Annotated in this window: 23 protein-coding genes; 18 read left to right on the plus strand and 5 right to left on the minus strand. The window is 56.6% G+C overall.

Annotated elements, in window-relative coordinates:
- Positions 1-24: 24 nt before the first annotated feature.
- Positions 25-1,317, minus strand: a complete 1,293-nt coding sequence (hemL, locus tag ACMHYW_RS00085) for a glutamate-1-semialdehyde 2,1-aminomutase (RefSeq protein WP_414500365.1) — start codon at positions 1,315-1,317, stop codon at positions 25-27.
- An 81-nt stretch (positions 1,318-1,398) separates the two neighbouring features.
- Complete coding sequence (locus ACMHYW_RS00090; protein WP_414500366.1) at positions 1,399-1,836, minus strand: CopD family protein; 438 nt, start codon at positions 1,834-1,836, stop codon at positions 1,399-1,401.
- A 246-nt stretch (positions 1,837-2,082) separates the two neighbouring features.
- Between ACMHYW_RS00090 and erpA the strand changes: the two genes are divergently transcribed.
- The 15 genes from erpA to ACMHYW_RS00165 all read left to right on the plus strand — a co-directional run bounded on the left by erpA (position 2,083) and on the right by ACMHYW_RS00165 (position 15,793).
- The gene (gene erpA, locus ACMHYW_RS00095) at positions 2,083-2,433 is read left to right on the plus strand and encodes an iron-sulfur cluster insertion protein ErpA (protein WP_414500367.1); all 351 of its coding nucleotides are present in this window, start codon (positions 2,083-2,085) and stop codon (positions 2,431-2,433) included.
- Between the two features lie 171 nt (positions 2,434-2,604).
- Entirely contained in the window at positions 2,605-3,336 is a 732-nt protein-coding gene (locus ACMHYW_RS00100; protein ID WP_414500368.1) for an SIMPL domain-containing protein, read from the plus strand.
- 678 nt (positions 3,337-4,014) lie between these two features.
- Positions 4,015-5,895, plus strand: a complete 1,881-nt coding sequence (gene mnmG, locus ACMHYW_RS00105; RefSeq protein WP_414500369.1) for a tRNA uridine-5-carboxymethylaminomethyl(34) synthesis enzyme MnmG — start codon at positions 4,015-4,017, stop codon at positions 5,893-5,895.
- Positions 5,892-6,518 (plus strand): 16S rRNA (guanine(527)-N(7))-methyltransferase RsmG, encoded by a 627-nt coding sequence (gene rsmG, locus ACMHYW_RS00110; RefSeq protein ID WP_414500370.1) that lies wholly within the window; start codon positions 5,892-5,894, stop codon positions 6,516-6,518. The genes mnmG and rsmG overlap by 4 nt, the downstream gene beginning before the upstream one ends.
- A 50-nt stretch (positions 6,519-6,568) precedes the next feature.
- A complete protein-coding gene (locus tag ACMHYW_RS00115; RefSeq protein ID WP_027704370.1) occupies positions 6,569-7,336 on the plus strand; it encodes a ParA family protein in 768 nt (255 codons plus the stop codon).
- Between the two features lie 52 nt (positions 7,337-7,388).
- Positions 7,389-8,339 carry a ParB/RepB/Spo0J family partition protein gene (locus ACMHYW_RS00120; protein ID WP_414500371.1) on the plus strand — a complete coding sequence of 317 codons (951 nt, stop codon included), beginning with the start codon at positions 7,389-7,391 and terminating at the stop codon, positions 8,337-8,339.
- A gap of 246 nt (positions 8,340-8,585) precedes the next feature.
- Positions 8,586-8,999 carry an ATP synthase subunit I gene (locus ACMHYW_RS00125; protein ID WP_027704372.1) on the plus strand — a complete coding sequence of 138 codons (414 nt, stop codon included), beginning with the start codon at positions 8,586-8,588 and terminating at the stop codon, positions 8,997-8,999.
- An 18-nt stretch (positions 9,000-9,017) separates the two neighbouring features.
- Complete coding sequence (gene atpB, locus ACMHYW_RS00130) at positions 9,018-9,851, plus strand: F0F1 ATP synthase subunit A (protein WP_414500372.1); 834 nt, start codon at positions 9,018-9,020, stop codon at positions 9,849-9,851.
- Between the two features lie 109 nt (positions 9,852-9,960).
- Complete coding sequence (atpE, locus tag ACMHYW_RS00135; protein WP_038277530.1) at positions 9,961-10,194, plus strand: F0F1 ATP synthase subunit C; 234 nt, start codon at positions 9,961-9,963, stop codon at positions 10,192-10,194.
- Positions 10,195-10,259: 65 nt separating this feature from the next.
- Positions 10,260-10,730 (plus strand): F0F1 ATP synthase subunit B, encoded by a 471-nt coding sequence (locus tag ACMHYW_RS00140; protein ID WP_027704375.1) that lies wholly within the window; start codon positions 10,260-10,262, stop codon positions 10,728-10,730.
- Positions 10,731-10,747: 17 nt separating this feature from the next.
- On the plus strand, positions 10,748-11,290 hold the full coding sequence (locus ACMHYW_RS00145; protein ID WP_414500373.1) for a F0F1 ATP synthase subunit delta: 543 nt from the start codon (positions 10,748-10,750) through the stop codon (positions 11,288-11,290).
- Positions 11,291-11,306: 16 nt separating this feature from the next.
- A complete protein-coding gene (gene atpA, locus ACMHYW_RS00150) occupies positions 11,307-12,848 on the plus strand; it encodes a F0F1 ATP synthase subunit alpha (RefSeq protein WP_414500374.1) in 1,542 nt (513 codons plus the stop codon).
- A 95-nt stretch (positions 12,849-12,943) separates the two neighbouring features.
- Positions 12,944-13,831, plus strand: a complete 888-nt coding sequence (gene atpG / locus ACMHYW_RS00155; RefSeq protein WP_414500375.1) for a F0F1 ATP synthase subunit gamma — start codon at positions 12,944-12,946, stop codon at positions 13,829-13,831.
- A gap of 105 nt (positions 13,832-13,936) precedes the next feature.
- The gene (gene atpD / locus ACMHYW_RS00160; protein ID WP_414500376.1) at positions 13,937-15,307 is read left to right on the plus strand and encodes a F0F1 ATP synthase subunit beta; all 1,371 of its coding nucleotides are present in this window, start codon (positions 13,937-13,939) and stop codon (positions 15,305-15,307) included.
- A gap of 57 nt (positions 15,308-15,364) precedes the next feature.
- A complete protein-coding gene (locus tag ACMHYW_RS00165) occupies positions 15,365-15,793 on the plus strand; it encodes a F0F1 ATP synthase subunit epsilon (protein WP_324603169.1) in 429 nt (142 codons plus the stop codon).
- 138 nt (positions 15,794-15,931) lie between these two features.
- Here the strand turns inward: ACMHYW_RS00165 and ACMHYW_RS00170 are convergent, their stop codons facing one another.
- The 3 genes from ACMHYW_RS00170 to ACMHYW_RS00180 all read right to left on the minus strand — a co-directional run bounded on the left by ACMHYW_RS00170 (position 15,932) and on the right by ACMHYW_RS00180 (position 17,299).
- Positions 15,932-16,252, minus strand: coding sequence for a Dabb family protein (locus ACMHYW_RS00170; RefSeq protein ID WP_414500377.1), 321 nt, complete (start codon positions 16,250-16,252; stop codon positions 15,932-15,934).
- Positions 16,253-16,408: 156 nt separating this feature from the next.
- On the minus strand, positions 16,409-16,984 hold the full coding sequence (locus ACMHYW_RS00175; protein WP_414500378.1) for a GNAT family N-acetyltransferase: 576 nt from the start codon (positions 16,982-16,984) through the stop codon (positions 16,409-16,411).
- A 3-nt stretch (positions 16,985-16,987) separates the two neighbouring features.
- Entirely contained in the window at positions 16,988-17,299 is a 312-nt protein-coding gene (locus ACMHYW_RS00180) for a hypothetical protein (protein WP_414500379.1), read from the minus strand.
- Between the two features lie 343 nt (positions 17,300-17,642).
- Here ACMHYW_RS00180 and glmU point away from each other — a divergent pair, with 343 nt between their 5' ends.
- From glmU to glmS, 3 genes are all read left to right on the plus strand, one after another.
- Entirely contained in the window at positions 17,643-19,004 is a 1,362-nt protein-coding gene (glmU, locus tag ACMHYW_RS00185; protein WP_414500380.1) for a bifunctional UDP-N-acetylglucosamine diphosphorylase/glucosamine-1-phosphate N-acetyltransferase GlmU, read from the plus strand.
- Positions 19,005-19,191: 187 nt separating this feature from the next.
- Complete coding sequence (locus ACMHYW_RS00190; RefSeq protein ID WP_414500381.1) at positions 19,192-19,962, plus strand: DeoR/GlpR family DNA-binding transcription regulator; 771 nt, start codon at positions 19,192-19,194, stop codon at positions 19,960-19,962.
- Between the two features lie 62 nt (positions 19,963-20,024).
- Positions 20,025-21,857: a glutamine--fructose-6-phosphate transaminase (isomerizing) gene (gene glmS, locus ACMHYW_RS00195; protein ID WP_414500382.1), complete on the plus strand. Its 1,833-nt coding sequence runs from the start codon at positions 20,025-20,027 to the stop codon at positions 21,855-21,857.
- The last annotated feature ends 58 nt before the right edge of the window (positions 21,858-21,915 follow it).

Below are 21,915 nucleotides of genomic sequence, written 5' to 3' on the forward strand. Positions count from 1 at the left end.
CAGGCACGGCATCGCGCGCCATGCCTAGGCAGCGCCGACCATGCGGGCAAAGGCTTCTTCTGCTGCCTGCAGGGTGTGTGCGATATCGTCGTCGCTGTGTGCGGCCGACATGAACCCCGCTTCGTAAGGGGATGGCGCCAGATAGACCCCATGTTCCAGCATCAATGTGAAGAAACGGCGAAACGCTTCGGCATCGCAGGCCGTCGCCTGTTCAAAGCCGTCCACGACAGGCTGATCGGTAAAGAATACGCCGAACATACCGCCCGCGCGATGCGTCAGCAAGGGAATGCCCGCCGCCCGAGCGCGGGATTCAAGCCCATCGCACAGCTGATTTACCTTATCGGCCAGTCGCTCGTGGAAATGCGGTGCGCGAATCTTATTGAGCAGTGTCAGTCCCGCCGACATGGCCAGCGGATTGCCTGCCAGCGTCCCTGCCTGATAGACAGGTCCCAGCGGCGACAGTTTCGCCATGATCTCGCGCTTGCCACCAAAAGCACCGACCGGCATACCGCCGCCCACGATCTTGCCTAGGCAGGTCAGGTCAGGCGTGATGCCGTAGTACGCTTGGGCACCGCCCAGCGCCACACGGAAGCCAGTCATGACCTCATCGAAGATCAGCACGCTGCCGCACGCATCAGTTACGTCACGCAGCGCTTCCAGAAAACCAGCCACCGGCGGAATGCAGTTCATGTTGCCCGCAACGGGTTCAACGATCACCGCTGCAATGTCATCACCGCTTTCAGCGAACAGCGTCCGCACCGCATCAATGTCATTGTAGGGCAAGGTAATGGTCAGCTCGGCCAGCGCATCAGGTACCCCCGGCGAGCTGGGTTCGCCATGCGTCAGCGCCCCTGAACCGGCTTTCACCAGCAGAGAGTCGACGTGGCCGTGGTAACAGCCTTCAAACTTGACGATCCGATCGCGCCCCGTGTGTCCGCGCGCCAGACGGATGGCGGACATGGTCGCTTCGGTACCGGAGTTGACCATACGCACCATATCCATCGACGGCACCAGCGTACAGATCAAATCAGCCATCTCTGTTTCGATCGCTGTCGGCGTACCGAAAGACAGCCCTTTTTCGACGCGCTCATGGACGGCCTTCAGAACATCGGGATCAGCATGCCCTGTAATCATCGGCCCCCACGACCCGACATAGTCGATATAGCGCTGACCTTCGACATCAAAGAGGTAAGGCCCCTGCGCGCGTTCAATGAACACGGGCGCCATACCCAGCCCTTTGAAAGCGCGTACGGGAGAGTTCACGCCGCCAGGGATGTGCCGTTGCGCACGTTCGAACAGCTGTGAAGAGGTCGTCATAGGGCTTGCCTCCAAGAAAGATGACACGGCCAGCCCATCAAGCGCTGGCAACGAGAAAGAACGATAAGCGACGCCGGCCGCTTAATAGGGCCGCAGTACGCTCAAAAGAATAATGGCCACGACTAACACGGCCGGTACGATCGCTAGGGCACGGTAGTACAGCGGACTATGGCCTTGATTGGCCGCCAGGCGCTTGATCTGCGCCAGACAGAAATGTTGATGTCCGATAAGGATGATGACCAGAGCCGCCTTGATATAGAGCCAGCCACGGGTCAGTACCCCCGTGTTGAGCACGATCAACAGGATACCGAAAACGACGACCGCCAGCATGGCGGGGCTCATGATGCCACGGAACAGTCGTTTTTCCATGATAGAGAAGCGCGCACATCCAAGCGCATCGTTTTCCTTTGCCGCCTGCGCATGGTGCACCAGCAGCCCCGCCATACCGAATAGCGCCGCACTCCAGAATACAAAGGCTATGATATGGCCACCCAATACCCACTGACTCCACGTCTGCATCGTCGTCACTCCCTGAATGTAAAGAGAAGGCATTCCTTGCCCAACGCTTTCAGCATATGACCGAAGCCCCACCGCCGCTCAAAAACGTTACACGGTCGGCGGCCATGATGGTCATTGTCATATTCAATCAGGAAACTGAAGACCTAGTAACCTGCAGTGATACACTGTCCACCAATGATAATGATTCTTCGCCCCCACGCTCGCGCCAGCCGCGCCGTGACGGGCGCTCAAGCATAGGAGGCTGCCATGAGTGGTGCCGAACATCCCGCAGCACCGCTGGTGCTGACCGAGAGCGCGATTACCCGCGTCCGTGAGCTGATGGACATGGAACAGGCCGACGATCTCAAGCTGCGCGTCTACGTGACGGGCGGTGGCTGCTCAGGTTTCCAGTACGGGTTCGACCTGACGCGTGACCTTGAAGAAGACGACACGCTGATCGATAACGGCGGCGTTGCTGTCGTCATTGATCCGCTGAGCTATCAGTATCTAATAGGATCAACCGTCGACTTTGAAACGGGCCTAATGGGAGCTCGCTTCATGGTGCACAACCCGAATGCGACCTCGACCTGTGGATGCGGTTCATCCTTCACCATCTGATTCTTTTGCCCCTAAGCCTCCACCGATGCCCTTGCTTGCCTTGTTGGAAGCAAGGGCATTTTCATCACTGCCTTCACCTTTCATGAACACACGTTGCGATACACTTCTTCTGCGCTACAAAAGAAGAGAGGAACCCTCCTCGCACCCTTCCTATTTCACAGGGATATTTCAATGAGCCATTCACGAAGCAACCTACTGACAGGTGCCGTGCTGGGCGGCCTGATCGCCGTAGGCTTGGTCTGGGGCGGCAGCTACCTGCGCACGGTCGGCAAGATCTGGCAGGAGTCCAACCGCATCGCCTCCGTCAAAGGGGTCGCCGAACGCGAACTGAAAGCCGACATGGCACTCTGGCCCGTCTATTTCCGTGTAGAAGCCAAGGATCTGGCCTCGCTGCAGGTCGAACTGCAGAAAAGCGAAAATCTGACCCGAGCCTTCCTCCGCCAGCAAGGGTTCGAAGACAGCGAGCTTAGCCTCTCACCGATGAAAGTCAGCGATCGCAACGAATACGGTTCTTCCGACAAACCGATCGTCAACCGCTACACCGGCTCTGCTGCTGTCGTCGTGCGCACATCCAAGGTAGAAACCGTTCGCACGGCTTCGCGTCATACAGGCGATCTGGTCAGCCAAGGAGTGTTGCTGTCATCCGGACTGTACGATGGCAATGACTATGCCCCCCAGTACCAGTTTACCAAGCTCAACGACATCAAACCCGACATGATCCGCGAAGCGACGGCTAACGCCCGCAAAGCGGCAGAGCAGTTCGCGTCGGATTCGGAAAGCCACTTGGGAGCGATTAAGAACGCTTCACAGGGGTACTTCACAGTAGAAGATCTGGACAGCTACACGCCTGATATCAAGAAAGTCCGCATCGTGACGAACATCGATTACACCCTCAAGGACTGAGCATCCTCAGCGCTGTTCAAGCACCATGCAGAAAAGCCTGCCACACGGCAGGCTTTTTCACGTCAAGCAAGTGACGCTTGCCATGGCCCTTCGATCGTATGCAGTACCTCCCGCCTTCACGTAAAGACCCTCTAGACAGCGCTGGAAATAAGGAAATTGGGCTGTGGATAAAAATCACTGTTATCCACTCCCGTCTTCTCGCTATCCCTAGTGGCATGCCTCCTCAGGCTACCTTGACGTATACGTTAATAACCTCGGGCACAACTTACGTACAGATCCGTTAGCAACCCGTGGATTGCTGACCATGTGGATAATCACGAAAGTTGTTCACAGGCCATGAAAACCATCTCCCCAGCTCATACCGAATTTCCCCAGAAGGATACTAAGGCCATAACAAACTGTATCTAATGAACAAAAATGTGTTATCCACAAAAATACGCCTGACTAATAGTCATTACTTCAATAGAACTTCTCTTTAAATACTTTTCTTTAGATATGTACTGAATCACTGTTATGGCTTGGCCCATGTGGAAAACCCTGACGGTTACCCACAGCCACGTTATAATGCGGCCCGCAACGCAGCCTCCCCGACGGATTGCCCCCATCGCATTCGCATGGAAACGATTTTTCCCTGACGTTGCCGTTACCCCAAAAGCTCCATTCATCGAGGTTACACACGTGGACTATCCAGACCGCTTCGACGTCATCGTCATCGGCGGTGGTCATGCCGGAACAGAAGCCGCATTGGCCGCTGCGCGCACTGGTGCGAAAACGCTTCTGCTGACTCACAACATCGAAACGCTGGGACAGATGTCCTGTAACCCGGCCATCGGTGGCATCGGCAAGAGCCATCTGGTCAAGGAAATCGACGCCCTCGGGGGAGCCATGGCGCTGGCCACCGATAAAGGCGGTATTCAGTTCCGTACCCTGAATGCCCGAAAAGGGCAGGCGGTGCGCGCTACGCGCGCACAGGCGGACCGCGTCCTTTACAAGGCCGCCATCCGCCATACCCTCGAGCATCAACCCAACCTCTCGCTTTTTCAGCAGGCAGCCAGCGATCTGATCGTTGAAGGCGATGACGTAAAAGGTGTGGTGACGCAAGCAGGCATCCGGTTCCACAGCACCTCAGTAGTGCTGTGTACGGGAACGTTTCTGGGCGGGATGATTCACATTGGTCTGGAACACTATCGAGGGGGACGTGCTGGCGATCCTAGTGCAATTGCTCTAGCGGAACGTCTGCGTGAACTGCCGTTCAACGTGGCGCGCCTGAAAACCGGAACGCCGCCGCGTCTGGACGCACGTTCGATTGACTTCTCCAAGTTGGCGGTTCAGCCAGGTGACACGCCGGTGCCGGTGATGTCCTTCTTGGGCAATCGTGAAATGCACCCGCGGCAGGTCAACTGCTATATCGCGCATACCAACGAACGCACCCACGACATCATCCGCAATAACCTCGACCGTTCGCCGATGTACTCCGGTGTCATCGAAGGTGTTGGTCCGCGTTACTGCCCGTCGATCGAAGACAAAATCCACCGCTTTGCCGACAAGAACAGCCATCAGGTCTTCATCGAACCCGAAGGACTGGATACGCCCGAGCTGTATCCCAACGGCATTTCAACGTCGCTGCCGTTCGATGTGCAGCTGGATCTGGTGCGCTCGATGGAAGGGCTGGAGAACGCCCATATCCTGCGTCCGGGCTACGCCATCGAATACGATTTCTTCGATCCGCGTGACCTGCATCACACGCTGGAAACCCGCTTCATGAATAACCTGTTCTTTGCAGGCCAGATCAACGGCACGACAGGGTATGAAGAAGCGGCTGCGCAGGGACTGTTGGCCGGTTTGAATGCTGCACGCCGTGCTAAAGGGCTGGACGGTTGGTATCCGCGCCGCGACGAGGCCTACATCGGAGTCATGGTTGATGACCTGATCCGCATGGGAACACGCGAGCCGTATCGTATGTTCACCTCCCGTGCGGAATACCGCCTGTTGTTGCGTGAAGACAATGCAGACCTGCGTCTGACCGAAAAAGGGCGTGAACTGGGGCTGGTCGATGATGAACGCTATGCAGCGTTCTCCGCGAAGGTCGATGCGATCGATGCTGAAACAACCCGTTTGAAATCGACATGGGTACTGCCGGGTAGCGAACTGGCAGCGCATTTCGGTGACAAACTGGAAGGAATGAGTCGCGAGCAGAACATGCTTGATCTGCTACGCCGTCCTGAAATTGATTACCGCGATCTACCGCAGGGCGATGACGCGGTGGCTGAAGACGTTATCGAACAGGTGCAGATTCAGGCCAAGTATGAAGGCTACATCGCGCGTCAGCAGAATGAGATCGAACGCCTGCGTCGTCATGAAGATACCAAGTTGCCTGCTGACCTTGATTACGAACGCATCGACGGGCTGTCGAAGGAAATCAGTCAGAAACTGATGGAAGCGCGGCCGGAAACGCTGGCCGAGGCGGGACGCATCTCGGGTGTCACCCCGGCGGCCGTATCGCTGCTGTTGGTCTACCTCAAGAAACGTGAATACCGCCAGACGCAGGAGAACGCATGATTGCTCAGCTTGAAACCCGTCTCGACGAAGGGCTGAATGCGCTGTCACTTACACTGGACGCCACGGCACGTGAGCGTCTGGTGCAGTATGTTGTGCTGTTGCACAAATGGAATCGCGCTTATAACCTCACGGCAGTGCGTGATCCGAACGCCATGATGACGCGCCACGTCATCGACAGTCTGACCATTCTGCCGTGGGTCAAAGGCCCTCGGATTCTGGATGTAGGCTCCGGTCCCGGACTGCCTGGCATGATTTTAGCCATCGTGCGCCCAGAACTGCAGGTCAGCTTGTTGGACAGCAACGGCAAGAAAGTGCGCTTCCAGAAGCAGGTTGTGATGGAGCTGGGCCTGTCCAATGTCACTCCGTTGCCCGAGCGTATCGAAGCGTTGTCTGAAGATCAGCAGTTCGACCAGATCACGAGCCGCGCGTTTTCATCGCTGAATGATTTCGTCTCGCTGAGCCGTCATGTATTGGCCGACGGCGGGGAATGGCTGGCCATGCGTGGACGCGTCGATACGGATGACGTGCTTCCTGACGATATCGAACAGATTGGTAGCCACGATCTTTCCGTCCCCGGCGATCCCGGTGAGCGTCATCTGGTGCGAGCGGCCCTTCGGCGTTGAAATAGACGTCCAAGGGATTACAAGAAACAACGTCGTCAAGGAAATACGTCGTGACCCAGATCATAGCGGTAACCAATCAGAAAGGTGGGGTAGGGAAGACCACCACAGCCGTCAATCTGGCCGCTTCGCTGGCGGGCCTGAAGAAAAGCGTTCTGCTGATCGACCTTGATCCGCAGGGCCATGCCACCATGGGTAGCGGTGTCGATAAATACGATCTTGAGCACGGCAGTGTGCTGGATGTATTGATGGGCGATACGTCGGCCTACAATGCCATCTTAGGCACCGATTTTGGCTATGACCTGCTGCCAGGCAACGGTGACCTGACCGCTGCCGAAGTTGATCTATTGCAGAACGAACATCACGAACGCAGCCTGTCCGAAGCCATTGCCGCTGTGGCCGCCGATTACGACGTCATCCTGATCGATTGCCCACCCTCCCTGAACATGCTGACCGTCAATGCGCTGACAGCGTCCACCGGGGTGCTGATTCCGCTTCAATGCGAGTTCTATGCACTGGAAGGCCTGTCAGCACTGCTGGATACCGTCGAGCAGATCCGTGCGTCCGTGAATCCTGATCTGGCGATCAGCGGTATCGTCCGCACTATGTACGACAACCGCATCATGCTGACGCGCGACGTCAGCAAGCAGCTATCCGATCACTTCGGCGACGCTCTGCTCAAAGCGGCTATCCCGCGCAACATCCGCGTGGCGGAAGCGCCGAGCCACGGCATGCCCGTGACGCGCTATGCCAAGCTGTCGCGTGGCGCCCATGCGTACCGCGTGCTGGCCAAGGAGCTGATCAAGCGTCTGGGCTTGTGATGACTGAGCGGCACACCGCCGGACTTATCGTATCTATCGCAGAGAGGCACTCATGACACGCAAACGTGCTCTGGGCAGAGGGCTGGATGCCCTGATTGGTGCAGGGGCCCGTTCCCGTGGCCGACACACGCCCTTGGCAGCAGGCAATGCTGTTGACGATTCTTCTATCAGCGCCCACGACGCCACATCTTCCGCGGTAACTGCCCCGGCAGAGCAGTTGGTGCGCTTGCCTATCATGCAGCTCCAGCGCGGCGAGTATCAGCCGCGCCGCGAATTTCCGCCGGAAGCGCTTGATGAACTGGCGGCCTCCATTCGTGCTCGCGGCATTATGCAGCCTCTGGTCGTTCGCCCCTTGGTGAGCGGCAAGCCCCATGCTCCCCGCTATGAAATCATTGCCGGTGAACGCCGCTGGCGCGCCGCACAGCTGGCCGAGCTGGACACCGTGCCTGCCATCGTGCGCGAGCTGGACGATGAAACAGCACTGGCGCTGGCCCTGATCGAAAACATTCAGCGTGAAGACCTCAGCCCTATCGACGAAGCGGTCGCGCTGCGTCGGCTGATGGATGAGTTTGGCCTGACCCAGCAGCAGACCGCTGATGCCGTGGGCAAATCACGCGCCCAGATCGCCAACCTTGTACGTCTGCTGTCGCTGGAAAGTGACGTACGCGAGCGGCTAGAGAAACACGAGATTGATGTGGGTCACGCCCGAGCTTTACTGGCGCTTAAGGGCACTCGGCAGCGCAAAGCGGCAAAAGAAGTGGCGACCAAATCACTGACGGTGCGACAAACTGAAGCTTTAGTTCGCCGCATTGCCGCCGAAAAGAAAGAAACAGCAAATACCGCAGTGCAGCCCTCCGCTGATGTGGCGGGGCTTGAGCAGCGGTTAGGTGAACTGCTAGGTGCTGCCGTCAAGATTGATCACAAGGCGAGTGGAAAGGGAAATGTCACCATTCGCTATACCAGTCTTGATGAGTTGGATGGAATATTGGCGCATATTCGCTAAGGCAACTGCCGCCCGCGACTTACGGATGCGACGGATTGTCTCGCAAAAGGGTTTGCAGGCTATCCATTCCTGCAAAAACGCGCAAAAAGCGTAATATGGGACCGCAGTTTGCCGGACGTTGCGGGGTTCCATATAATCCCGATGGTTTTAATGTGGCTTGGTCAGCGGTGGTAACTGTATGGCTAGCAAGGACTTGCTGATTCAAGGCTTTTCAATGGTTGTTATCGAACCGGCCAAGACTGACACATGAAGCAAGTACCACGAGTTCACCTCGCCCAGCGCCGCCCTTATCAGGACATGCCTGCAAGGCTGCTGATCAGACAGTGTCTGACGGCGGTATTGCTGGCTGCCTTGGCATGGGTGCTGGTCGGGAGCGGGGCCGTGTTGAGCGCGCTGTTGGGTAGCGTGGTCTGCATGGTGCCTGCACTGTACTTCGCTTGTCGCTTTCTGCGACCACGTGGCTCACGACAGGCGAAACAACATGTGAGTAACCTGTATCGCGCTCAGGTTGGCAAATTTACGCTCTCAATGGCGTTGTTCGTCATCGTTTTCGTGAAGCTGCCCCCGGCGCATCCGGTACTGTTTTTCTCTGCATACGCAGTGACCTGCCTTGTACCGCAGCTCTGCTGCTGGCGTACGAAGGCGCGCGTCACTCCCTGACGAACTTGAGGCGTACCCATGGCCGAACAAGAAACAGCGATGACCTCTTCGGAGTACATCAACCACCACCTCCAAAGCTGGGTCTTTGGCCTAGACAAGAGCACGGGTCAATTGATGACCGCCCATGACGCTGCACAGGCGAAGGCAATGGGTTTCTGGTCCATCAACCTTGATACCATGGGTTGGGCACTCGTCCTCGGGATCTTGATGATGTGGTTCCTGCGCCGAGTGGCGGTCAAGGCAACCTCCGATCAGCCTGGCAAGGTACAGAACTTCGTCGAGATGCTGGTAGGTTTCGTGGGCAACCTCGTTCGCAATTCCTTCCATGGTAAAAGCCCGGTCATCGCGCCGCTGGCATTGGTCGTATTCGTCTGGGTGCTCATGATGAACATCATGGATATCCTGCCTGTCGACCTCATTCCGCTGATCGCTAGCATGCTGGGCGCCCCGCATATGCGTACCCTGGCCACAGCGGACGTCAACATCACCTTCGGTCTGTCGATCGGGGTCTTCCTGCTGATTCTCTTCTACAGCTTCAAGATCAAAGGTGTGGGTGGTTTCGTTAAAGAGCTGACGTCTCAGCCGATGAACCACTGGGCAATGATCCCCTTCAACTTGGTGCTTGAGCTGGTCGGTCTGTTCGTCAAACCGCTGTCTCTGGCACTGCGACTGTTCGGTAACATGTTCGCTGCCGAGGTCATCTTTATCCTGATCGCACTGCTGCCTTGGTGGGTACAGTGGGTGCTGAGTGCACCATGGGCCATCTTCCACGTGCTTGTCATTCCGCTTCAGGCCTTCATCTTCATGATGTTGACTGTGGTGTACCTCAGCCAGGCACATGAGAAGCACTGAGAAATAGAGCATTATTCCCTTGCAGAACGTGCAGTGGATCAGCAGAGAAATCTGAGAAACTGCATCTTAAACAACCGTCGAAATCTGGCTTAATCTGGAGTTACTCGCCATGCAAGAACTTGTCTATGTTGCTGCAGCTATCATGATCGGTCTGGCCGCTGTTGGTACGGGTATCGGCTTTGGCCTGCTGGGTGGCCGTCTGCTCGAGTCCATCGCTCGCCAACCTGAGCTGGACAGCCAGCTGATGGGTCGTACCTTCCTCATGACCGGTCTGCTTGACGCCGTTCCGATGATCGGTGTTGGTATCGCCCTGTACCTGATCTTCGTTGTTGCTGGTCACTAAGCGTCCTGAACGAAGAACTGGCTTTTCACTCTCGGTTTGCCACGAATCGTTAAAGGTACTGACCTGTGAACATCAACCTGACATTAATCGGACAATTGATCTCGTTTGCGATCTTTGTCTGGTTCTGCATGAAGTTCGTGTGGCCGCCTCTTCAGAAGGCGATGCATGAACGCGAACAGAAAATAGCGGAAGGTTTAAGTGCTTCCGACCGCGCGGATAAAGAGCTGGCGGCAGCCAAACAGGAAGCCGAGCGCATTCTGCGTGGCGCGCGTGATGAAACCTCGAAGATCATCGAGCAGGCACGTATTCGTTCCAATCACCTGATCGAAGAGGCACAGGAAAAGGCGCGCGCCGAGGGTGACCGGATCATCGAAGACGCGCGTAACGCGGTTGCGCAGGAAACTGAAAAGGCTCGTCGCGATCTGCGGAGTCAAGTCGCCGCTCTGGCCGTTGAAGGGGCAGAGCGCATTCTGGAGGCGTCCGTTGACGAGCAGAAACACAGTGATCTGCTCGACAAGCTCGCTGCCGAGCTCTGACAGGAGGTCACGTCACCATGGCACAGTCGAATACGCCCACGGTTGCGAGACCTTATGCGCGAGCTGCCTTTGAGTTGGCTCTAGCGCATGACGCCTTGCCCGCGTGGTCCAGAATGCTCGAACTGCTCGCCGCTGTGGTTTCTGATGAGCGCGTCGTTGAATTGCTCAATGACCCGCGCGTCGATTACGCCCAGAAGGCTGAGCGGATCATCGCGATCTGCCAGAGCGAGCTCGATGAGCTCGGTGGCAATTTCGTCAAGGTCTTGGCTGAAGAAGGGCGTCTTGAAGCCCTGCCGGAAATCGCTGCGCAGTTTGATGCTGCCCGCGCTGACCATGAAAGACAGGCTCGCGTAGAGCTGATCAGCGCCTTTCCGCTTACTGAAGCTCAGCAGAACAAGCTCGCAGAAGCGTTGGCTAAGCGCCTCAATCGCGAAATCTCTATCACCACTTCAGTGGATCGGTCGCTGATCGGTGGCGTCATCGTTCACGCAGGAGACACCGTCATCGACGGCTCCGTTCGTGGTCGACTGGCGCAACTCCGCAGCGCACTGACAGCCTGAAGTCGAGGGACATGGCATGCAGCAACTGAATCCTTCCGAAATCAGCGACATCATCAAGAGCCGTATCGAGCACCTTGATGTTCGCGCAGAAGCACGTAATGAAGGCACGATCGTCAGTGTTGCTGACGGTATCGTGACCATCCACGGCCTTAACGATGCCATGTACGGGGAAATGATTGAATTCCCTGGCGGCATCTACGGTATGGCCTTGAACCTTGAACGCGACAGCGTTGGTGTCGTGGTCCTGGGTGACTATGAGAACCTGCAAGAAGGCATGATCGGTAAATGTACCGGCCGCATTCTTCAGGTGCCGGTAGGTCGTGGACTGATCGGCCGCGTTGTCGATGCGCTGGGTAACCCCATCGACGGTAAAGGCGATCTCAGTACCACCGAGACCGACGCTGTCGAAAAGATCGCTCCGGGTGTTATCTCCCGCCAGAGCGTCGATCAGCCGATCCAGACGGGTCTGAAAGCGATCGACTCCATGGTGCCGGTAGGTCGTGGTCAGCGCGAGCTGATCATCGGTGACCGTCAGATCGGTAAATCCGCGATCGCCATTGACGCCATCATCAACCAGAAAGGCAAGGGTGTTACCTGTATCTACGTCGCTATCGGCCAGAAACAGTCCACCGTTGCTAACATCGTGCGCAAGCTTGAAGAACACGGTGCGATGGAACACACCATCGTCGTCGTGGCTGGGGCTTCCGATCCGGCAGCGATGCAGTACATCGCACCGTATGCGGGCTGCACTATGGGTGAATACTTCCGCGACCGCGGCGAAGATGCGCTGATCGTCTATGACGATCTGACCAAGCAGGCCTGGGCATATCGCCAGATTTCCCTGCTGCTGAAACGTCCGCCGGGCCGTGAAGCTTACCCGGGTGATGTGTTCTACCTCCACTCCCGTCTGCTGGAACGTGCTGCACGCGTTAATGCTGAGTACGTTGAAGAGTTCACCAAAGGCGAAGTGAAAGGTAAAACGGGTTCCCTGACGGCGCTGCCGATCATCGAAACCCAGGGTGGTGACGTATCGGCCTTCGTACCGACCAACGTTATCTCCATCACCGACGGTCAGATCTTCCTGGAAACCAGCCTGTTCAACGCAGGTGTTCGTCCGGCCATCAACGCTGGTCTGTCGGTTTCCCGTGTAGGTGGTGCAGCGCAGACCAAGATCATCAAGAAACTGGGTGGTGGTATCCGTCTGGCTCTGGCGCAGTATCGCGAGCTGGCGGCGTTCTCTCAGTTCGCATCCGACCTTGACGAATCTACGCGTAAACAGCTCGAACACGGTGAACGTGTTACCGAACTGATGAAGCAGAAACAGTACTCACCGCTGGCCGTTTCCGAAATGGCGGTCGTGCTGTACTGCGCGAACGAAGGCTACCTCTCTGATATTGCCGTCAGCGACGTACTGAACTTCGAACGTGATCTGATCGACTTCATGCACGCTGAATTCCAGCCTCTGCTCGATACGATTGATGCTTCCGGCGACTACAACGACGACATTCAGCAGAGCCTGAAAGGCGCCGTTGAACGTTTCAAGTCAACCCGTAACTGAGTGCGCGCGGAACGTCATTTACCGCACGATTGAAGCCATGATCCGGCATGCGGTTCGCCGGATCACTGGCTGACGGGTTTGAACAGGAGGTCGCCATGGCAGCCATTAAAGATATCAAGTCGCAGATCGGCAGTATCAAGAACACGCAGAAGATCACCAGCGCCATGCAGATGGTGGCCGCATCTAAAATGCGTCGTTCTCAGGAGCGCATGGAGGCGGGCAAGCCTTATGCGCGCAAGATTCGTGAAGTATGCCACCACACGGCCAATGCCAACCTGGATTACCGTCACCCGTATCTGGTGCCGCGTGAACAGGTCAACCGTGTAGGCTATATCGTCATTTCCAGCGACCGTGGGCTGTGCGGTGGTCTGAACATCAACGTGTTCAAGACGGCACTCAAGGACGCACAGACGTGGCGTGATCAAGGTGTTGGCGTTGCATTCTGCACCATTGGTCGTCAGGCGGCCTCGTTCTTCCGGCAGTACGGCGGTGAAGTGATGGCGTCCGAAGACGGTCTGGGCGATGCCCCCGTCGCCAGCGATCTGATCGGCAGCATCAAGGTTATGCTCGACGCCTACGATGAAGGTCAGCTGGATCGCCTGGTGCTGGTGTCCAACGAATTCGTGAACACCATGACGCAGCAGCCGACGGCACGCACTCTGCTTCCGATCGATGCCAGTGATGTCCAGCCGGACGAAAAGGATGAAGACATCCTGCCCAAGGGCCACTGGATCTATCTGTACGAGCCAGATGCACGCACGCTTCTGGATACCCTGCTGGTTCGCTACGTCGAGTCCCAGGTGTATCAGGCCGTGGTCGAAAACATTGCCTGTGAGCAAGCTGCTCGCATGATCGCAATGAAGAACGCCACCGATAACGGAAGTGAACTGATTAACGACCTGCAGCTGCTCTACAACAAAGAGCGCCAAGCCGCGATCACGCAGGAAATCAACGAGATCGTGGGTGGTGCGGCCGCTGTCTGACCCTGACGGTCATGTGATAGCCCCCGCAATGGCGCCATTGTAGGCGCAGGCTTTGTGCCGATGCGGCACAACAGGTTTCAGCAGGATTTAGAGGACACCAACCAGATGAGCGGACGTATCGTACAAATCATCGGCGCGGTCATCGATGTGGAGTTTCCGCGCAATGACGTGCCCAAGGTCTATGACGCCCTGAACGTCGATGGCACGGAAACCGTACTGGAAGTTCAGCAGCAGTTGGGTGATGGCGTCGTACGTTCCATCGCCATGGGTTCTACCGAAGGTCTGAAACGCGGTCTGACTGTTCAGAACACGGGCGCAGCGATTCAGGTTCCGGTCGGTACAGCCACGCTGGGCCGTATCATGAACGTTCTTGGTCAGCCGATCGACGAGAAAGGCCCGATCAGTGACGAGAAGATGTCCATTCACCGTCACGCCCCGAGCTACGACGAGCAGTCAGCCAACAACGACCTGCTGGAAACGGGTATCAAAGTCATCGACTTGATCTGCCCGTTTGCCAAAGGGGGTAAGGTTGGTCTGTTCGGTGGTGCCGGTGTGGGTAAGACCGTCAACATGATGGAGCTTATCCGTAACATCGCGGCTGAGCACTCCGGTTATTCCGTATTCACCGGTGTGGGTGAGCGTACTCGTGAGGGTAACGACTTCTACCACGAAATGACCGAATCCAACGTTCTGGACAAGGTTGCACTGGTATACGGTCAGATGAACGAACCGTCCGGTAACCGCCTGCGCGTAGCGCTGACGGGTCTGACTATCGCGGAAAAATTCCGTGACGAAGGCCGCGACGTACTGCTGTTCATCGATAACATCTACCGTTTCACACTGGCAGGTACCGAGGTATCGGCACTGCTGGGTCGTATGCCGTCTGCTGCGGGCTATCAGCCGACGCTGGCAGAAGAAATGGGTATGCTGCAGGAACGTATCACCTCTACGAAAGTGGGCTCCATCACTTCCGTACAGGCCGTATACGTCCCCGCGGATGACCTTACCGACCCCTCCCCAGCGACGACGTTTGCTCACCTTGATGCAACCATCGTATTGTCTCGTCAGATTGCTGAGCTGGGTATCTATCCGGCCGTTGATCCGCTTGACTCTACCTCTCGTCAGCTTGACCCGCTGGTTGTCGGTGAAGAGCACTACAATACCGCTCGCGAAGTCCAGAACGTTCTGCAGCGCTATAAAGAACTGAAAGACATCATCGCGATCCTCGGTATGGACGAGCTGTCCGACGAAGACAAAAACATTGTGGCACGCGCACGTAAGATCCAGCGCTTCCTGTCCCAGCCGTTCTTCGTTGCAGAGGTCTTCACGGGCTCTCCGGGTAAATACGTATCGCTGAAAGACACCATCTCTGGCTTCAAAGCCATCCTGAATGGTGACTACGACGATCTGCCCGAACAGGCGTTCTACATGGTCGGTGGTATCGAGGAAGTGGTCGAGAAGGCCAAATCCCTCTAATTGCCTAGCGAGACATTCAGCGGCTCTGATGAGCCGCTGTGCTGACCAGGAGAATGCATGATGGCAAGAAGCGTCCAATGCGATATCGTCAGCGCTGAGAAGTCGATCTTTTCAGGTCTGGTCGAGCAGGTTGTGGCCTGCGGGGTTGAAGGTGAAATGGGTATTCGCCCAGGACACGCTCCTCTGCTGACCCAGCTGGCTCCAGGCCCTGTCGAGATTCGCCTCGAAGGCGGCAAGGAAGAGGTGCTGTATGTGTCCGGCGGCTTCCTTGAAGTGCAGCCACACATGATCTCGATTCTGGCCGATACGGCAGCACGTGCGAAAGACCTCGACGAAGCCGAGGCCAAACGTGCGCGCGAACGAGCCGAACAGCGCAAGAAAGACAAGGTCGACGAGATCAACTTCTCGAAAGCGCTTTCTGATATTGCCAAGGCCAATGCGCGCCTGCGTACGTTGCAAACGTACAAGCAAAAGCAGAAACGTTGATTGCACGCCGCTTGCGGCTCAATCTTATAGAAACGCCTCTTTTCCTTATCAAGGGAAAGAGGCGTTTTTCATGGGAAAAAGCGAAGCGTCATTAATGGCATGAAAGACGGCCGCCTTGTACTCCCATTACTGCCGTGATCAGTCCGCCAGTTCGTGATCGAGTACCAGTACGGACGTCTGTACGTCGGATTTCAGCGCCGGCAGCAGGTATTTCTCGCAGATTTCAGCGTGATATGGGTGAGGTACATAGGTGTCCAGACCAGCTTTATCATCGAACACGACGCGCAGCACGTGCATGAAATCGTGGTGGAGGGGTTCATCGGTGATGTTGTCGTGCCAGCTGATGTCACGAATGGTCGGGATGCGTTCCTTCATCCCGAGAAAGGCTTGACCCAGTTCGTCGATCTGCTGCTGTGTCAGCGCCGGATTCAGCTGAAAGATAGCGTTGTGAATAATCATCGGGTGACTCCTTATTTCTTATATATAATCGGTAACAAATATTATGGGATTAATTCCCCACCGCTGATTACAGCGCGTATGGCTTCGATAGTGTAGAGGCAATACGAGTGTTTAAACACCGATTTATGGACGTCCAAATCAGCCTGATGGACTCGGTTATATATCACCGGACGGCTGCCATTCTTCACGCTCAATGATGTACAGCACATGATCGGCAAGCGGATGATTCCGATCAAGCAAAGGGTGCTTGAAGTCCTGATTCAGCTTGCGCATGCCGATGCGTTTCATCAGCGCGATGGACGGTGCATTGGTGCGCGTCGTGAAGGCAAGCACCGCAGGCGCATCTAGCTCGCGGAAGGCAAAGGATAGCGCGGCCTTTGCGGCTTCAGACGCGTAGCCTTGGTGCCAGAATCGCTGATCTAGCCGCCATGCTATTTCAATGAAAGGGCTAAGCGGGATATCTCCGGTCTGATGGCGAAGGCCGGTAAAGCCGATGAATTCACCGGTTTCCCTTAGTGCGACCGCCCATAGCCCCCACCCTTGCTTGGCAATGTCGCATTGCAGGGATATGGCTAACCGTGTGCTCTGTTCTTGCGTCAGTGTGGCTGGAAAATAACGCATCACGTCAGGATTTGCTGACATGGTGTTGAACGCGGCTATATCGGGTGTCGTCCATTGACGCAACGTTAGGCGCTTCGTTTCCAGTGTCATTGGTTCTTGTCTGTTTAACATGAGCTAGCGTTTCCTTTGGTCGCGAGGGTCGACGATCATTTCTGCTAAATAATGTTCAAAATCAGCCATGTCGCTATAAATCTTATGATAATAATGGCCGCCATTATCAATGGCGATTCTAGCATTGCCGTATATAAGGTAGGTCTTCTTATAAATGGGAATGGAATGATCTTCCACTGATTCGATGAAGCGGCGATAGCGTTCCAATACTCGAGCAATTATGGCTCTTGCGTTGTCGCTTTCTGCGCTGACCTGCTTCTTTTCGAGACCGATTATGATCTCAGCGGCGCGTTGCCTGATGTCGTCATGCATCATGCGGCCCCCCATGATGAATCTGCGGCGGTGACATGCATATTGCCACGGTGCCGTGCAGATTATTCTCTCTTGCAATGAGTGCCTACGGTAGCTTAGAGAGCGCCACGGCTGATGAAATGGCGTTAGCGCTGGGATGAGGTGCACGAAAATGGTGCTCCCTGTATATCGGTGTGATGTTTATTGTCGTTGTGTTGTGTTGCTATCTTTCGGAATGAAACCTAGGGGCCGATGCTGCTACCATGTTCCCCATCTGTGCGGAAAGGTCGGCGGTGCGTCGATCCCGCTTCGTGAACCCGTCATGCCGTCGCCCTGCAGGGTGACCGATTCATCCAGAGGAATTCCCATGTCGCTCGACGTTGTCATCCTTGCTGCCGGTCAGGGTAGCCGTATGCGTTCGAAACTGCCGAAGGTACTGCACCAGATCGGTGGCAAGCCGATGGTGGCACATGTCATCGACGCTGCTGATACGCTGCCGGACAGTCGCATTCACGTCGTCGTCGGTCATGGGTCCGAACAGGTTGAGCAGGCATTGGCAGGACGCGGCGTCAGTTTCGCCCGCCAAACCGAGCAGAAAGGTACTGGGCATGCGGTGGCTCAGACGTTGGAACAGATCGGCGACGGTGCCGTACTGATTCTATACGGCGATGTTCCACTGATCGCACCGCATACGCTGGCCGCCATGGTCGAGAACGTCTCGCCTGCCACGCTGTCGCTGCTGACGGTGATGCTCGACAATCCGTACGGTTACGGGCGCATCGTGCGTGACGCTGAGCAGCGCGTCACCGGTATCGTCGAAGAGAAAGATGCGACCGACGAACAACGCAGCATCACCGAATGTAATACGGGCATTCTCGCCACTACCGGTGCGCAGCTCAAACGCTGGCTGCCCGCGCTGTCCTCAGACAATGCGCAGGGCGAATACTACCTGACGGACATCATTGCGATGGCTGCCTCCGAAGGTGTCACTATCGACACCTATCAGCCAGCCGCCGCTTTCGAAGTACAAGGCGTCAACGATCGCGTGCAGTTGGCCGCGCTGGAGCGCTGCCATCAGGCCGTCAAAGTCGACGCCATCATGCGTGCTGGGGCTACCGTTGCCGACCCCGCGCGTGTCGATATCCGTGGGGAGCTGACGGTTGGTCAGGATGTGCTGATCGACATTAACTGTGTATTCGAAGGGCAGGTGACGCTGGGCGACGGTGTTGCGATCGGTCCGGGCTGCATTATCCGCAATGCCACGATCGGTGCGAATACGCAGGTGGATGCCTACAGCGTGATCGACGATGCACAGGTCGACGGTGCCAATGCGATCGGGCCGTTCGCGCGCCTGCGCCCGGGGGCTGAGCTGCGCGAAGGCGCCAAAGTCGGCAATTTCGTCGAAATCAAGAAAGCCGTGCTGGGCAAAGGGGCCAAGGTCAACCACCTCAGCTATATCGGCGATGCGGACGTCGGCGAACGCGTTAACGTGGGGGCGGGGTCGATCACCTGTAACTACGATGGCGTCAACAAATCGCGCACCGTGTTGGGAGATGATGTATTCATCGGCTCCAATACGGCACTGGTCGCGCCCGTCAAGGTCGGTGATCGCTCAACGACGGCGGCAGGCTCGGTCATTACCAGCGATGTGGCCGACGATACCCTGGCCATCGGGCGCGCTCGTCAGGTCGTGAAAGCTGGCTGGAAGCGACCGACCAAACGCCAGTAATTCCCTCTCTTCAGTGCTTTTCGTTGGGCATTCATGTCGTTGGATGTAACGTGAATGCCCGATGCTGCCGTTATCGGTATACACGGCTTTACATTTCGATTCGAAAGATACTAACTTTTGAAGTGAAATTAGGGGAAGGCGCTGTTATTCTTCGTTGCCACGTCGAAAGCACACTCAAAGGACGGTCATGACCAGACGTTCCACCCCCGCACGCCGTACGGAAATCATGGCGCTGCTGGAAGAGCGCGGCGAGATCAGCGTCGAGGCGCTGGCCCGCTACTTTTCGACCTCCGAGGTCACGATCCGCAAGGACTTGGCGCTGCTCGAGCACCAGGGGCTGCTGATTCGCCGCTATGGTGGAGCTGCCCTTATTCCGCGCACCGATCAGCCTGCCGTGGTGTCTTTGGCCAAGCTGGCCATTGCCAAGGCCGCGCGCCAGCGCATACGCGATCATGCTCGCATCATCATCGACAGCGGCAGCACCACGTCAGCACTGATTCCAGAACTGCGCGATGTGCTAGGACTTGTCGTGATGACCAACTCGCTGGCAGTGGCTAACGCCATTCGCGAGCTGGACAGCCGCCCTGCGCTGCTGATGACGGGGGGCACATGGGATGAGCGTTCATGCGCTTTCCAAGGGCAGGTGGCGGAGCAGGTACTGCGTGCTTACGACTTCGACCAGCTGTTCATTGGGGCCGACGGTATCGACCCCGAGCGAGGTACGACCACCTTCAATGAGCTGCTGCATCTGTCACGCGTGATGGGCGATGTGGCCCGTGAAGTTGTGGTGATGATCGAGTCCGACAAGATGGGGCGCCGTATCCCTAACCTTGAGCTGGCATGGTCAGCCATTGATGTATTGATTACCGATGATCAGATCAGCGATGAGCTGTTCGACACGATTACTGCGCAAGGGGTTAATGTCGTGCGTGCCCAAGTGGCGGACACCCCTCGCTAAAAAATTCGTAAGCAGCAAGCCTACGGCTTGCTGCTTCAACCCCTTCGTTCAGGAGATAGGCCATGTGTGGAATCGTTGGTGCGATCGCAGGGCGTCAGGTACAGGACATTCTGCTGGAAGGCCTGCGTCGCCTCGAATACCGCGGCTATGACAGTGCCGGTATGGCAGTGCTGTCGGATGACGGTCAGCTGGAACGCCGCCGTGCAGCAGGCAAGGTTGCAGCACTGGAAAATGCATTGAAAGAAGCATCCCTTCCGGGCTGCCTTGGCATTGCACATACTCGCTGGGCTACGCATGGTCGTCCGCTGGAGCGCAACGCACACCCGCATATGTCCGGCAACAAACTGGCCGTAGTGCACAATGGCATCATCGAGAACTACGAAAGCCTCAAACAAGAACTCGAAGGTGAAGGGTATGCCTTTACCTCTGATACCGATACCGAGGTTATCGCCCATCTGGTTGCACGTGAATATGACCGTTGCGGTGATCTGCTGGCGGCCGTGGAAGGCGTTATCTCACGCCTGGACGGTGCTTACGCACTGGGTGTCGTTCATGCAGATGAACCGCAGACGCTGATCGGTGCTCGCAAGGGTAGCCCATTGGTTGTCGGTGTGGGCATCGAAGAGATGTTCATTGGTTCCGATCCGTTGGCGCTGCTGCAGGTAACTGATCGCTTCATTTATCTGGAAGAAGGCGACATCGTGCGTCTGACGCGCAAAGGCGCTGAAATCCGCAACGCTGGCAAAGCGGTCGAACGCGAAATCACTACGTTTGAACATGGTGATGGCGCCGTCAGCCGCGGTGGCTATCGTCACTTCATGCTGAAAGAGATCTACGAGCAGGCTGAAGTTGTCAGTGCGACGCTGGAAGGCCGCCTGACCGAGAACCATGTGCTGACGCGCTCCTTCGGTGCCGCTGCTGATACGCTGTTCGATCAGGTCGATGCAATCCAGATCGTTGCCTGTGGTACCAGCTACCATGCGGGTATGGTGGCACGTTACTGGATCGAAAAGCTGGCAGGTATTCCGACACAGGTCGAAGTGGCTTCTGAATACCGCTATCGTGACGTCGTTGTGCCGCGTAACACGCTGTTCGTGACGCTGTCGCAGTCAGGTGAAACCGCGGATACACTGGCGGCGCTGCGTTTTGCTCAATCTCAGAACAAGTATCTGGGCACGCTGGCGATCTGCAACGTACCGGGTAGCTCTCTGGTGCGTGAGTCCGAGCTGAGCCTGATGACACAGGCTGGCCCCGAGATCGGTGTCGCTTCCACTAAGGCGTTCACGACCCAGCTGGTTGCCCTGCTGCTGCTGGCACTGGCACTGCGTCATCAGCGTCAGGGGAACGACGATGTGCAGGCCAACGCGGTTAAGGCGCTGCGTCACCTGCCTGATGTGCTGAAGGAAACGCTGGCGCTGGATGGCGCGATCGAAACCCTGTCCGCCGCGTTTGCCGAGAAGCATCACGCCCTGTTCCTTGGCCGCGGCCCGCAGTTCCCGATCGCCCTAGAAGGGGCATTGAAGCTCAAGGAAATCTCCTACATTCATGCAGAAGCCTACCCCGCAGGCGAGCTGAAACATGGTCCGTTAGCGCTGGTCGATAGCGAGATGCCGGTTATCGCCGTGGCACCGAACGACGAGCTGTTGGAAAAACTGAAGTCCAACCTGCAGGAAGTCCGTGCCCGTGGTGGCGAACTGTTCGTGTTTGCCGACAGCCGTGCCAATATCAGCGAAGGTGAAGGCGTGCATGTAATGACGCTGCCGCAGGTAGATGAACTGGTCGCCCCGATTATCTACACCGTACCGCTGCAGCTGCTGTCGTATCACGTGGCCGTGCTGAAAGGCACCGATGTGGACCAGCCGCGTAACCTCGCGAAAAGCGTGACGGTGGAATAGTCGCTATCTTAGTTGTAGCGAGAGATCCGGCGATTGGATGTGGTCCGAGAGCAGAGTG

This window comes from Zymobacter sp. IVIA_12111.31 C1, from assembly GCF_047495495.1.
Lineage (GTDB): Bacteria > Pseudomonadota > Gammaproteobacteria > Pseudomonadales > Halomonadaceae > Zymobacter.